Consider the following 13,753-nt stretch of genomic DNA (forward strand, 5'->3'; position numbering starts at 1 on the left):
ATCCGGATCTGCACCCCCGACAAGAAGCAGAACGCAGGAGACCCGAGTGAACGACGACAAGCCGCCGGGGCCGCCCAAAAGGCGCAGCCAGGCCTGGTTCGGCCGACTGGATCGCGATGGTTTCATCTATCGGTCCTGGCTGAAGAACCGTGGCATTCCCCATGACCAGTTCGATGGCCGGCCGGTCATCGGCATCTGCAATACCTATTCCGAACTCACGCCTTGCAACTCGCATTTCCGGACGCTGGCCGACCAGGTCAAGACCGGGGTGTGGGAAGCCGGCGGCTTTCCGCTCGAATTCCCCGTGATGTCGCTGGGCGAAACCATGCTGCGTCCCACCGCCATGCTGTTCCGCAACCTGGCCAGCATGGACGTGGAGGAGTCGATCCGCGGCAACCCGATCGACGGCGTGGTGCTGCTGATGGGATGCGACAAGACCACGCCGGCGCTGATGATGGGTGCGGCCTCGGTGGACTTGCCCACCATCGGCATTTCGGGCGGCCCGATGCTCAGCGGCAAGTTTCGCGGACAGGAGCTGGGTTCGGGCACCGACGTGTGGAAGATGTCCGAGGAAGTGCGCGCGGGCCATATGTCGCAGGAGGATTTCTTCGAGGCCGAAGGCTGCATGCACCGGTCTCACGGTCACTGCATGACAATGGGCACGGCATCGACGATGGCCTGCATGGTCGAATCGCTGGGCATGGCCCTGCCGGGCAACGCGGCGATTCCTGCCGTGGACGGGCGCCGCAACATCCTGGCGCGCGCCTCGGGCCGGCGCATCGTGCAGATGGTCAAGGACAACCTGGTCATGTCGAAGGTGCTGACGCGCCAGGCCTTCGAGAATGCCATCAAGGTCAACGCCGCCATTGGTGGGTCCACCAACGCGGTGATCCATTTGCTGGCCATTGCCGGGCGCATCGGCGTGAAGCTGAACCTGGACGACTGGGATGCGCTGGGCCACGCCCTGCCCTGCCTGGTCGACCTGCAGCCATCCGGTCGGCATCTGATGGAGGACTTCTACTACGCCGGGGGCCTGCCGGCCGTGATCCGCGAACTGGGTCCGCTACTGAACCGCGACGCGCTGACTGTCAACGGCAACACGCTCTGGGACAACTGCAAGGACGCGCCGAACTGGAACCGCGAGGTCATCCACGCCTTCGACGCCCCCTTCAAGCCCCACGCCGGCATTGCGGTGCTGCGCGGCAACCTGAGCCCCGATGGCGCGGTGATCAAGCCGTCGGCGGCCACCCCGGCATTGCTCAAGCACACGGGCCGCGCGGTGGTGTTCGAGGACAGCGAGGACATGCACCGCCGGCTCGACGACGAATCGCTGGACGTCGATGAGCACTGCGTGCTGGTGCTGAAGAACTGCGGCCCGCGCGGCTATCCGGGCATGGCCGAGGCCGGCAACATGCCGCTGCCGCCCAAGTTATTGCGGCGCGGCATTACCGACATGGTGCGGATCTCGGACGCCCGCATGAGCGGCACCGCCTACGGCACCGTGGTGCTGCACGTCACGCCGGAGGCCGCCGCCGGCGGCCCGCTGGCGCTGGTGCAGAACGGCGACATGGTGGAGCTGGACGTGGAAGCCCGCAAGCTGCACCTGCATGTATCGGACGAGGAACTGGCAAAACGGCGCGCGGCCTGGCAGCCGCCCGCGCCGCCCATGGAGCGCGGCTGGACACGGCTGTACTTCGAGCACGTGCAGCAGGCCAATCTGGGCGCCGACATGGACTTCCTGGTTGGCAAGAGCGGCGCGGCCGTGCCGAAAGACAACCACTGACGCACCACCCCGGGCGCGGCCGCCACCAAAGCGCGGCGCGGCGCCGGACAAGGAGACGCAACGCATGGCATCGGTTCAGATCCGCGATGTGCAGAAGTCCTTTGGCGGGACGCAGGTCATACGGGGCGTCAGCATCGACATCCCCGACGGCGAGTTCACGGTGCTGGTGGGGCCGTCCGGCTGCGGCAAGTCCACGCTGCTGCGCATGCTGGCCGGGCTGGAGGAAATCTCGGGCGGCGAGATTGCCATCGGCGACCGCGTGGTGAACCGTCTGCCGCCCAAGGAGCGCGACATCGCCATGGTGTTCCAGAATTACGCGCTCTACCCGCACATGTCGGTCTACGACAACATGGCGTTCTCGCTGAAGCTGGCGGGCGTGGCCAGGCAGACCATCAAGGACAAGGTGGACAAGGCGTCGGGCATCCTGGGCCTGGGCCAGCTGCTGGACCGCTACCCGCGCCAGCTGTCCGGCGGCCAGCGGCAGCGCGTGGCCATGGGGCGCGCCATCGTGCGCGATCCGCAGGTGTTCCTGTTCGACGAGCCGCTGTCAAACCTCGATGCCAAGCTGCGGGTGCAGATGCGCGCCGAGATCAAGGAACTGCACCAGCGGCTGCGCACCACATCGGTCTATGTCACGCACGACCAGATCGAGGCCATGACCATGGCCGACCAGATCGTGGTGATGCGCGACGGCCGCGTGGAACAGCGCGGGCGCCCGCTGGCGCTCTACGACCATCCCGACAACCTGTTCGTCGCCGGCTTTATCGGATCGCCGGCGATGAACTTCGTGCCCGGCGTGCTGCGCCGGCAGAACGGCGAAGCGCGGGTCGAGTTTCCGGACGGCACGCTGCTGCCCGCCCCCGCGCGCCTGGAAAACGGCGCCGGCGCCGACGGCCAGCGCGTGATCTACGGTGTGCGGCCCGAGCATCTGGCCTACGGCGCGCCGGGCCAAGGCTTTCCGACCACGGTCTCGGTGGTGGAACCGACCGGCGCCAATACCGAGGTGTACTCGCGCTTCGGTGAGACCGATTTCATTTCCGTGTTCCGCGAACGCCACGACTTTGCTGCTGGCCAGGCGCTGCATCTGGTGCCCGACCATCACCACACGCACCTGTTCGACGCCGAATCGGGCCAGGCGCTGCCCCGCCAGGCCGCACGGCAATAACCACCCTTGGCATGACCATGGAGGAGACACAGCAATGAGCCATTCCGGAAACTTCACAAGGCGCGATTTCCTGGTATCGACGGCGGCCGTGGCTGCCACCACGGCACTGGGCGCCACCCAGGCAAACGCCGCCACCCAGCTGCAGTACAAGCCCGAGGCCGGCGCCAAGCTTCGGGTGCTGCGCTGGAAGCGTTTCGTGCAGGGCGATGAAGACCTGTGGAATGCCAACGCAAAGAAGTTCAGCGAGCTGACCGGGGTGGAAGTGCGCATCGACAACGAGGGCTGGGAAGACGTACGGCCCAAGGCGGCCGTGGCGGCCAGCGTGGGGACGGGGCCGGACATCGTGCTGGGCTGGTTCGACGATCCGCAGCAGTACCCCGACAAGCTCGTCGATGTGACCGACGTGGCCACCTACCTGGGCAACAAGCATGGCGGCTGGTACGACGTGTGCAAGAAGTACGGCATGCACAACGGCAAGTGGATCGCGGTGCCGCTGGGCGTGGTGGGCAACGCGCTGGTCTACCGCGAAAGCCATGTCAAGGCCGCCGGCTTCGACAGCATCCCCAAGGACACGGCCGGCTTCCTGAAGCTGTGCCAGGCGCTGAAGGCCAAGGGCACGCCGCCCGGCTTCGCGCTGGGCAAGGCCGTGGGCGACGGCAACAACTGGGCGCACTGGCTGCTGTGGTCGCACGGCGGCATGCTGGTCGATACCAAGGGCAAGGTGGTGGTGAATTCGCCCGAGACCTGGGCCGCGCTGGAGTACGCCAAGCAGCTCTATCCGACCTTCGTGCCGGGCACGCTGTCCTGGCAGGACCCGTCGAACAACAAGGCGTTCCTGGACGGGCAGGTCAGCCTGACGGCCAACGGCATCTCGGTCTACTACGCGGCCAAGAACTCGAAGGAGCCCAAGCTGCAGGAGATGGCGAAGGATATCCAGCACGCGCACTTCCCCATCGGCAAGAGCGGCAAGCCGACCGAGCTGATGCAGATCACGCAGATGATGATCTTCAAGTACTGCAAGTATCCCAACGCGGCCAAGGCCTTCCTGCAGTTCATGATGGAGCCCGAGCAGTACAACCCGTGGATGGAGGCTGCCATCGGCTATGTGAGCCAGCCGCTCAAGGAATACGAGGCGAACCCGATCTGGACGGCCGACCCGAAGCACACCGTGTACCGCGACGCCGCATCGCTGATGCTCGATAACGGCCATGCGGGCCCGCTGGGCACGGCCTCGGCGGCGGCCATGGCCGACTACATCGTGCTCGACATGGTGGCCGAGGCGGCCAGCGGGGCGAAGACGCCCAAGGAAGCCGCGGCCCGCGCGGCACAGCGCGCCGAACGTTACTACAAGGCCTGACGCGATGCAGAATACCGCTGCGACGCCGCCTGCCTCGCAGCGGCCCCCTGCCCAGCCGGCTCCGCGCTCGATGCTGTCCCGGCTGTCCGACAACCGTCACGCGCTGGGGCTGCTGTTCATGCTGCCCACGGCGGTGCTGCTGCTGCTCTTCCTGACCTACCCGCTGGGCCTGGGCGTCTGGCTGGGCTTTACCGACACCAAGATCGGACGGCCCGGCGCGTGGATCGGGCTGGACAACTTCAGCTACCTGGCCAGCGATTCGGTCACGCAGCTGGCGCTCTTCAACACCATCTTCTACACGCTGATCGCCAGCGTGCTGAAGTTTGCGCTGGGGCTGTGGCTGGCGCTGCTGCTGAACCGCAACCTGCCGTTCAAGTCGTTCTTCCGGGCGGTGGTGCTGCTGCCGTGGATCGTTCCGACGGCGTTGTCGGCACTCGCGTTCTGGTGGATCTACGATGCGCAGTTTTCGGTCATCAGCTGGACGCTGGTCAAGCTGGGGCTGATCGACCGCTATATCGACTTCCTGGGCGACCCGTGGCTGGCGCGATTCTCGACCATCGCGGCCAACGTGTGGCGCGGCATCCCGTTCGTGGCCATCTCGCTGCTGGCCGGGCTGCAGACCATCTCCCCCACGCTGTACGAGGCGGCGTCCATCGACGGCGTCACGCCCTGGCAGCAGTTCCGCTACGTGACCCTGCCGCTGCTCACGCCGATCATCGCCGTGGTGATGACGTTCTCGGTGCTGTTCACCTTCACCGATTTCCAGCTGATCTACGTGCTCACGCGCGGCGGGCCGCTCAATGCCACGCACCTGATGGCCACCCTGTCGTTCCAGCGCGCGATTCCAGGCGGATCGCTGGGCGAAGGCGCGGCGCTGGCCACGATGATGGTGCCCTTCCTGCTGGCTGCCATCCTGTTTTCGTATTTCGGCCTGCAACGGCGCGCATGGCAGCAGGGGGGCGACAAATGAAGGCGAAAGCGGTGGAAAACGAATCGCAAGGCATGGAGTACCTGCAATCCGTGCCGCGCCGCTGGGTGACGCTGTATATCCCGATCGGCGTGTTCCTGTTCGTGCTGCTGTTCCCGTTCTACTGGATGGGCATCACGGCCTTCAAGCCCGATGGCGAACTGCTGATGCAAAGCGCCAATCCGTTCTTCGTGATGGCGCCGACGCTGGCTCATTTCAAGAAACTACTATTCAACACGCCCTACCCGGCCTGGCTGCTCAATACGGTCATCGTCTCGACGGTGTCCACGTTCGCGTCGCTGGCGGCAAGCGTGCTGGCCGCCTATGCCATCGAGCGGCTGCGGTTCCAGGGCGCCAAGCAGGTGGGGCTGGCGATTTTCCTGGCCTACCTGATTCCGCCTTCGATCCTGTTTATCCCGCTGGCCTCGATCGTTTTCCAGCTCGGCTTGTTCGATACGCGCTGGGCCCTGATCCTGACCTACCCGACCTTCCTGATTCCGTTTTGCACCTGGCTGCTGATGGGGTATTTCCGCTCGATCCCGTACGAACTGGAGGAATGCGCGTTGATCGACGGCGCCACCCGCTGGGAAATCCTGGTCAAGATTATCTTGCCGCTGGCGGTACCGGGGCTGATTTCGGCAGGCATTTTCGCGTTCACGCTGTCGTGGAACGAGTTTATCTACGCGCTGACGTTTATCTCGTCGTCGGAAGTCAAAACCGTGCCCGTGGGTATCGTTACCGAACTGGTGGAAGGCGACGTCTACCACTGGGGCGCACTGATGGCAGGCGCCCTGCTCGGCTCGCTGCCAGTGGCCGTGGTCTATTCGTTCTTCGTCGAGTATTACGTGTCCGGCATGACCGGGGCGGTCAAGGAATAACCGCGGTGGCCTGCTCGGGCCGATCCGGCGCGTCAGGCGCGGCGGCCACGATTTGCGTGGCGTCGGCCATATTTCCGGTGTCGAGGCTGACGCAGCGCGTCCTCAGCATCTTGGCGATCCGCCACCATTGCACCGTTTCGACGCAGAAGTTTTCTGAGCAAAACAGTTCCGCGTGAACTGGCGAATGATTAATCAGGGATCGGACGATACGCAGCGTATAACCCTCGTTCAATAACTGGACGAGGCGCTTTTGTTGTGGGGACAGTGCCATGAATCCTGCGGTCAGAAAGATGCGGGCAACGTGCGGGAAGCCGTTGCCCGCATGTGAAATCGCTGCGGGTTTCGAAGCGATTTCGCATTAACGGCCGATTATGCCCGTCGATGAATCGCAAGGCACTGCACGTAATCCGCACATTTCGGACATTTCCCGAACCAACCATCACGATGTGACATGTCCGGACAAGGACCCTATTCCGCCTGCGGCACAAGACGCGGCGTTTGCGTCTTGCCCAGGAAGGCGAACGCGATCTGGATCAGCCCGACGGCAAGGCCGAGCGTGGCGCCAATCTTCCAGGCCAGCGCATAGTCGTGCATCAGGTCATAGAGCCAGCCCCCGCCAAAGGCTCCGATAAAGCTGCCGATCTGGTGACTGAAAAACGCCACGCCCGCAATCATGGCCTGCCAGCGCAGCCCGAAGGTCTGGGCAATCCAGCCCTGCACCAGCGGCGAGACGCCTAGCCACAGAAAGCCCATGACCGCCGAAAACACCATCGTGGTCTCCGGGGTCGGCGAGACATGAAAGAACCAGATGAAGCCCATCGACCGGCAAATATAGATGCCGCCGAGCAGCAGCAGTTTGTTGACCCGCCCGCCGGCCCACCCGAAAAACAGGCTGCCCAGCACGTTGAATCCGCCAATCAGGCCCAGGGCCTTGGCTGACAGCATCGGATCCATGCCGCAGATATCGAGATAGGCTGGCAGATGCGTGGTCAGGAACACCAGCTGCATGCCGCACACGGTGTAAGCCAGCGCCATGACCACGAACGGCGGATGCCGCAACGCGGTCATCAGCGCCTGCCGGCCGCTCTGCTCTGCCTGCGCGTGGGTGGGGATCTGCCGCACCTGGTCGACCCGGCCGCCGAACCACGCAGCCGGCAGCATGATCAGCGCCAGGATCACGAACGACGCCAGGCCCATGCGCCAGCCCCATTCGCCCGCGATGCTCTGGCCAAGCGGCGCCGCGATCATCGCGCCCAGCGAGCCGGACGCCGAGACGCAGCCCAGCACGAGACTGCGCACCTGGGTACTGACCGCGTTCGACGCCGCCGCCATGGCCATCGCCGTGCCGGTACTGGCCATCGCCATGCCGATCAGCAGCCCGCCACCGAGCACCACCGCCCACATGCCGTGGGCCGTGGCCAGCAGCACCAGCCCGACCAGATACAGCAGCGCGCCGCCCACCATCAGCGGCCGGAATCCGCTCCGCACGGCCAGTGCCCCGGCAAACGGCTGCAACAGTCCCCAGGTCAGGTTCTGCACCGCCACGGCAATCGTGAAATCGCCCACGGAAATCCCGATATCGCGTGTCAGCGGCGGCACGAAGATGCCCAGGCTCTGCCGCAAGCCCATGGCCAGCGACAGCATGACGGAAGCACCGATCAGGATCGGCATGACGGGGCGCAGCGAGGATAGGCGAGACATGCGTGGGCTCTTGTTATCAGGCGGCATGCCGGAGGCGCCACCGCGCCAGCCATTTTCGTTGAATCATCAAGGATTTTGTATGCTCGGGAATACTAAGAAGGCACTGCCCTGCAGAAGATGGCGTGCCGCCGACGCAGCCGGTAGCGCGCACGGGTCACTTTGGCGGCCGGGCAAGGGGGGTGTGGGGCGGAGTTGCGCTGCAACGAATTCCCCCAGCTGCCTTCCAGCGGCATGCCCTTCCCTGCTCCGACCCTCCAGTCAAAGTGCCGTATTTCCGGATGGCTGATGATCTCATTGCGATAAGTTTTCTTATCGCAATGGATTAGCGCAATGAGCAAACCGATGACCGGGAATTAGTCCGCAGCCCGAGGCGGATGCCCCCAACCCGCTTCGCCATGCTTGCTCCTCACCCTCCACGCGCCGACCTTATTGCATCACGCCGTGATGTAAATGATCGGTACGTTCAGCGGCTCGAATGCGGGCGCGGGGTCTCTCGGCCCCGCTCGACGGGCCGCCGTCACACTCTGATACACAGTCGTCGACCCCTGCTTCGTTGCATTGCAGCGATGCGCCCGCGCCGTCATGCTTTGTACTTCTCGCCAAGCAAAAACTTCCGCGCCGGGCGAATGCTTGCAAGATCTACCTGCCCGCCGCGTCGTTGCCTTAACGTCGCGTTAACCGGCGCGGCGCCTGAATCAGCGGTTTCCTGCATGCAGGCGATTTCGTGGTTCTACGACCGATAGATATAAGTGGTCCGATATACAGCCCTTACACATTCTTACAGCAAGCCCAGGCCAAACTGACTAACTTTGAATCGCTCCAGCGTTGCATCGCATCAATCGGCGATGCTGTGCTGTGGGCTTCCATGGCGCGTCGCGTCTCGTAGTGTCTGTCTGCATACGGCCCGTCCTGGGCGTGTGCGGACAGTTCAATGGATCGGCACACACGGTCCACTCGCCTGTCCCGGCGGCGTAGCAACGGCCCGGGGCAAACGGCGCATAACAATTGTTGGGGGACGTACAGCACCGCACCAACCGAACGGGCATGCGCTCGTGCGGGGGGATAGTGCTGTCTGCGAATTTAACAACCGCGATCGACGTTGGCGATCGTGGGTGGCCACCTTTTTTCATCCGGGAGCTCGCATGGACAACAATTCAGACCAAAAGCCGACCGTGCCAACGCGGCTACCGCCCTCGCCGCCGCATCGGCCGCAACAGACCCCGCCGCGCGACGCCGTTGCGAAGCAAGGCAGCCCGCTGAGCCTGCGGCCGGTATGGCAGGCCATTCCGCGCCTGGCCAGTTACGGGATGGTGGGGTTCATCATCTGGATCATCCTTTCCGTGATGTTCCCGTATATCTTCGTGCGCTCGTCGGAACGCGCGATCGTCAACAGCCCGGTCAGCCTGATCACCACCCCTGTCGAAGGTGTGGTCACAAAGCAGCTGGTGCCGGTGGGCACGGCCTTCACCGCCGGCCAGTCCTTGATGACGCTGCAGAATCCAAACATGGACCGGGCATTGCTGATGGAACTGACCGGCAAGAAGCTCGATAACGACAAACGGCTGGAAGCGGCCAGATCGAAACTCGAAGTCAACCAGGCCCGCCTGGCCGCCACCAATGGCGACGTCAAACGCTATGTATCGGTGGCGCAGCAGCAGAACGATGCGCGCATCCGGGGCATCGAGGCCCGCCTGGCCGCAGCGCAGCAGCAGATCGAAGCGCAGGTCAATGTCGTCACGCGCAACGAAGCCATGCAGCAGGCAGGCGCCGTGAGCCCGGCGTTCACCGAGGCATCGCGCAACCAGCTTGCCGTGCTGGCTGGCCAGAAGGATGCGATCGAGGCGGAACTCAACGGTGCGCGCAGCGCCAGTGCCGCCACGCGCAACCGCGTCTATGCCTCGAACACCGACGGCGCCGCGGGCGCGCTCGCGCAGCGGTCCGACGAGCTGAAGGCCGAAAACGCCCAGTTGCAGGCCGAGATCAAGCAGCTGGAGGAATACGGCGCCGAAGTCGACAAGCTCGTCAACACCGAGCAGCAGCGCCTGGACCGCATATCCAACCTCGACATCAAGGCCTATGCCGGCGGCATCGTCGAAGACGTGCTCGCGCCGCCGGGCACGCATGTGGCAGCCGGCGCCACGCTGATGCGCGCCACCAACTGCACCACCCCCAGCGTGGTGGCCGTGTTCCCGCGCAGCCTGAGCAAGGACCTGCTGCCGGGCGCCCCGGTCACGGTGATGGTCGACGGCGTGGCCACGCCGCTGCCCGGCAAGGTGGCCGAAATCCTGCCGCGGGCGCCGGATGGCGACCAGGCGCGCTATTTCGTGCCCTTCCCGCCCATCGAGAAAAACGAGCTGTACCTGATCGCGAAGCTGAACAAGCCGCTGCCTGACCTGCCCGGCGCAGGCAAGACGGACCGCTGCGCACTCGGCCACTGGGCCAAGGTCAGCCTTGACCGCCCGTGGTTTCGCCGGCTGATCTGATCGGAGCCGATCGCACAGTCATTCACCCAACGCCCGCAGGAAGGAGACTACCGTGCAGCGTACGACCGCAGGAATGCCATACCGGGCCGCCCGCAAGCGGCTGACCGAAGCACTGATGACAGCCGTGCTCACCACCCCGCTGGCACTGTCCGCGGCGCCCGCCTCGGGCGATGCCGCGCGCGACCAGATGCGCGACGCAGGTTGCCAGACGCTGACGCAACGCGTGGCTGCCATCCCGGGCAACGGGCCGGTCATGCTGGCCAGCTACGAGGCCGCGCCGGGCGGCGATCCGCTGCCCGGCCCGCTCAAGGAGTCGGCGTTCGTCTATGACAACGCGCTGGCCGGCATCGCGCTGATCGCGTGCGGCCAGAGAGATGCCGGGCGCCGTATTGCCGATGGCGTCGTGGCCGGCGTCACGCGCGATCGTCATTATCACGACGGCCGCATCCGTAACGCCTATCGTGCCGGCGCGATGCCCGCGGACGGCCCCGTGCCGATGCCGGGCTGGTGGGACGCCAAGGCCAACAAGTGGTTCGAGGACCGCTACCAGGTGGGCACCGCCACCGGCAACGTGGCCTGGGCCGCGCTGTTGCTGCTGGCCGCCTACGACGCCACGCGCTCGACGCGCTATCTCGACACGGCCAAAACGATGATGGGCTGGGTCGACAAGGAGACGTACAACGCCGACGCGCCCGCCGCCTTCATCGGCGGGTACTTCGGCCACGAACCGTCGCCGCAGCGTCAGGGCTGGAAGTCCACCGAGCACAACGTCGACACCTACGCGGTGTTCCGCTGGCTGTCGCGCTATGACAGCGACCCGCGCTGGAAGACCGGTGCCGATCGCTCGCGCAAGTTCGTCGAGACCATGTGGCAGCCCGGCGAAGGCCGCTTTGCGATTGGCACGCGTGACGATGGCCGCTCGCTCAACGGCGGCCCTTCGGCGCTCGATGCCTCGCTCTGGCCGCTGATTGCCATGCCCGATGCCGCCGGCACCTGGCAGCGGGCGCTCGGCTGGGCGCGGGCCAAACACGGCGTCAAGGGCGGCTACGGCTTCAATGCCAACCCCGACGGCATCTGGACCGAAGGCACCGGGCAGGCCGCGCTGGTGCTGCGCGCGACGGGGCGCGACAGCGAGGCCGCGCCGCTCTGGCCGCTGCTGGTGTCGCAGCGTGCGCCGTCCGGCTACCTGTTCGCCACGCCCGAGCAGCGCGTTCGCACGGGGCTGCAGATCGGCCCCGACTCGAAGACCGACGACTTCTATTACTTTCACCTGCCCCACCTGGGCGCCACGGCCTGGGCCGTGCTTGCCGCCACCGGCTGGAATCCGTTCCAGCCAGGCGGCTGCCGGGGCGCGAGCTGTGCCACGGCCAACCAGGCCGCGGCACCCCCCGACAATCCACCCAAGGAGTAACGATGCTCGCCGCGAGTTTTGCAAGTTTCCTCGATAGCAGCATGCTCGTGCAGATCAATGCGGGCGCGCTGCTGGTGGCCGTGCTGTGTCTGCGCGGCAACCGGCAACGCGCTGCGGACCGTTGGCTTTTCGGCCTGGCGGCGGCGGTCCTGCTGATCGTGTATTACATCTGGCGCGTCACCGAGACGCTGCCGGAATGGCGCATGGAGTTCCCGAGCATCTGGGCCCATGTATTCCTGGGCTTCGAAACGCTGACGATCCTCTACACGCTGATCTCGATCGTCACGCTCACGCGCACCACCGACCACTCGGCCGAGGCCGATGCCAGCGAGGCCCGCCTGCGGGGCGACCGCGATGCGCCGGCCGTGGACATCTTCATCGCCACCTACAACGAAGGCCTGGACGTCCTGGAAAAGACCATCGTCGCGGCCAAGGCCATCGATTACCCGAACTTCCGCGTCTGGGTGCTCGACGACACCCGCCGCGACTGGCTCCGCGATTTCTGCCGCACGGTCGGCGTGAACTACGTGACCCGGCCCGACAACACCCACGCCAAGGCCGGCAACCTGAACAACGGGCTGCATCACAGCGCCCAGGGCGATGGCGGCGCGCCCTACATCATGGTGCTCGACGCCGACTTCGCGCCCAACCGCAACATCCTGCTGCGCATCATCGGCCTGTTCGACGACCCGCGCGTCGGCGTGGTGCAGACGCCCCAGTTCTATTACAACGCCGACCCCATCCAGTACAACCTGCGCTCCACCGAATGCTGGGTGGACGAACAGCGCGCGTTCTTCGATGTGATGCAGCCGGCCAAGGACGCCTGGGACACCGCGTTCTGCATCGGCACGTCGTTCGTGGTGCGGCGCGAGGCGCTGGCCCATATCGGCGGTTTTCCCACCGGCACGGTGACCGAGGACATCCACCTGACCTACAAGCTGATGCCGTTCGGCTATGTCACGCGCTGGCTCAACGAGCGCCTCAGCGTGGGCCTGTCCGCCGAAGGCCTGCCCGAGTACATCAGCCAGCGCAGCCGCTGGGGGCTGGGCACGATCCAGGTGGCCCTGACCGCCGACGGGCCCATGCGCGGCCGCGGCTTCACGCTGCGCCAGCGCCTGCACTATGTGCACGGCCTGCTGCACTGGGTCAGCCGTCCGTTCACGATCATGCTGCTGCTCGGACCGCTGCTCTACTGGTTCTTCAACGTGCCCACGCTTTATGGCGACCCGATGCAGTTCCTGGCCTACGGCGTGCCGGCGCTGCTGCTGTACTGGGCGTACAGCATCTGGATCACCGGGTCGCGCGCGATGCCGATCTTCACCGAGGTCACGCAGATCGTGGCGGCGATGGCGGTCACGGCCACGCTGGCCAGCGCCATGTTCAAGCCGTTCGGCCGCCCGTTCAAGGTGACGAACAAGGGACTGGACCGCTCCAGGCTGACGGTGCACGGCAAGTTCGCGCTGCTCTACGGCAGCCTGTTCTTCCTGTCGGCAATGGGCCTGGCGCGCGCCGTGGCCGCCGACGGCAACGCGCCCGGCACCATGTTCAACGTCGTCTGGACCCTGGTGTCGATGATGCTCTACCTGGCGTCGATGCTGGTCTGCTTCGAACTGCCGCGCCCGCGCAAGGAGGAGCGGTTCCCGTTCCGTGCGGCCGGACGCCTGCAGTTCTACGGCGCCGACGGCATTTCACGCGAGGTCGAAGGCGTCACGCGCGACCTGTCATGCAACGGCGTCGCGCTCGAATCGCATAGCGGCACACGGGTGGAACCCGGTGCCGTAGGGGCCTTCTGGCTCGCGCCGCTGGGCTGGGTACCGTGCCGCGTGGCACGCACCGACGGCCAGTTGATCGGCATCGCGCTGGTTCCCGACATGGCGGCGCGGCACCGGCTGATCCGCCTGCTGTTCAGCGAGCCCCCTCACAACATCGCGCATCGCGGCCTGCCTGGCACGGCCATCGTGCAATTGCTGCGCCGCGCGTTCACAGGTTGATTCACATATGAAGACGA

10 protein-coding genes are annotated in these 13,753 nt (G+C 65.5%); 8 read left to right on the forward strand and 2 right to left on the reverse strand.

Features of this window, described 5'->3' with window-relative positions; translation table 11 throughout:
* The first annotated feature begins 46 nt into the window (after nucleotides 1-46).
* The 5 genes from D9X30_RS24430 (at nucleotide 47) to D9X30_RS24450 (ending at nucleotide 6,150) form a co-directional block, all read left to right on the forward strand.
* Complete coding sequence (locus D9X30_RS24430) at nucleotides 47-1,783, forward strand: IlvD/Edd family dehydratase (protein WP_249641078.1); 1,737 nt, start codon at nucleotides 47-49, stop codon at nucleotides 1,781-1,783.
* A gap of 64 nt (nucleotides 1,784-1,847) precedes the next feature.
* Entirely contained in the window at nucleotides 1,848-2,948 is a 1,101-nt protein-coding gene (locus tag D9X30_RS24435) for an ABC transporter ATP-binding protein (RefSeq protein WP_153947695.1), read from the forward strand.
* A gap of 34 nt (nucleotides 2,949-2,982) precedes the next feature.
* The gene (locus D9X30_RS24440) at nucleotides 2,983-4,305 is read left to right on the forward strand and encodes an ABC transporter substrate-binding protein (protein WP_153947696.1); all 1,323 of its coding nucleotides are present in this window, start codon (nucleotides 2,983-2,985) and stop codon (nucleotides 4,303-4,305) included.
* A 70-nt stretch (nucleotides 4,306-4,375) separates the two neighbouring features.
* Nucleotides 4,376-5,275, forward strand: a complete 900-nt coding sequence (locus D9X30_RS24445; protein ID WP_153947834.1) for a carbohydrate ABC transporter permease — start codon at nucleotides 4,376-4,378, stop codon at nucleotides 5,273-5,275.
* On the forward strand, nucleotides 5,272-6,150 hold the full coding sequence (locus D9X30_RS24450) for a carbohydrate ABC transporter permease (RefSeq protein WP_092599712.1): 879 nt from the start codon (nucleotides 5,272-5,274) through the stop codon (nucleotides 6,148-6,150). Before D9X30_RS24445 ends, D9X30_RS24450 begins: the two co-directional genes overlap by 4 nt.
* On the opposite strand, the gene D9X30_RS24455 is transcribed toward D9X30_RS24450, so the two are convergent.
* Nucleotides 6,140-6,421 (reverse strand): hypothetical protein, encoded by a 282-nt coding sequence (locus D9X30_RS24455; protein ID WP_153947697.1) that lies wholly within the window; start codon nucleotides 6,419-6,421, stop codon nucleotides 6,140-6,142. The genes D9X30_RS24450 and D9X30_RS24455 overlap by 11 nt on opposite strands.
* 197 nt (nucleotides 6,422-6,618) lie before the next feature.
* Nucleotides 6,619-7,851 carry an MFS transporter gene (locus D9X30_RS24460; RefSeq protein ID WP_153947698.1) on the reverse strand — a complete coding sequence of 411 codons (1,233 nt, stop codon included), beginning with the start codon at nucleotides 7,849-7,851 and terminating at the stop codon, nucleotides 6,619-6,621.
* A 1,142-nt stretch (nucleotides 7,852-8,993) separates the two neighbouring features.
* Between D9X30_RS24460 and D9X30_RS24465 the strand changes: the two genes are divergently transcribed.
* The 3 genes from D9X30_RS24465 to D9X30_RS24475 all read left to right on the forward strand — a co-directional run bounded on the left by D9X30_RS24465 (nucleotide 8,994) and on the right by D9X30_RS24475 (nucleotide 13,736).
* Entirely contained in the window at nucleotides 8,994-10,334 is a 1,341-nt protein-coding gene (locus tag D9X30_RS24465) for an HlyD family secretion protein (protein WP_153947699.1), read from the forward strand.
* Nucleotides 10,335-10,407: 73 nt separating this feature from the next.
* Complete coding sequence (locus D9X30_RS24470; RefSeq protein WP_502799695.1) at nucleotides 10,408-11,745, forward strand: hypothetical protein; 1,338 nt, start codon at nucleotides 10,408-10,410, stop codon at nucleotides 11,743-11,745.
* A 2-nt stretch (nucleotides 11,746-11,747) separates the two neighbouring features.
* Nucleotides 11,748-13,736 carry a glycosyltransferase gene (locus D9X30_RS24475; protein WP_153947700.1) on the forward strand — a complete coding sequence of 663 codons (1,989 nt, stop codon included), beginning with the start codon at nucleotides 11,748-11,750 and terminating at the stop codon, nucleotides 13,734-13,736.
* Nucleotides 13,737-13,753: the final 17 nt, after the last annotated feature.

Origin of the sequence: Cupriavidus sp. U2 (genome assembly GCF_009663685.2) — a bacterium.
Lineage (GTDB): Bacteria > Pseudomonadota > Gammaproteobacteria > Burkholderiales > Burkholderiaceae > Cupriavidus > Cupriavidus necator_C.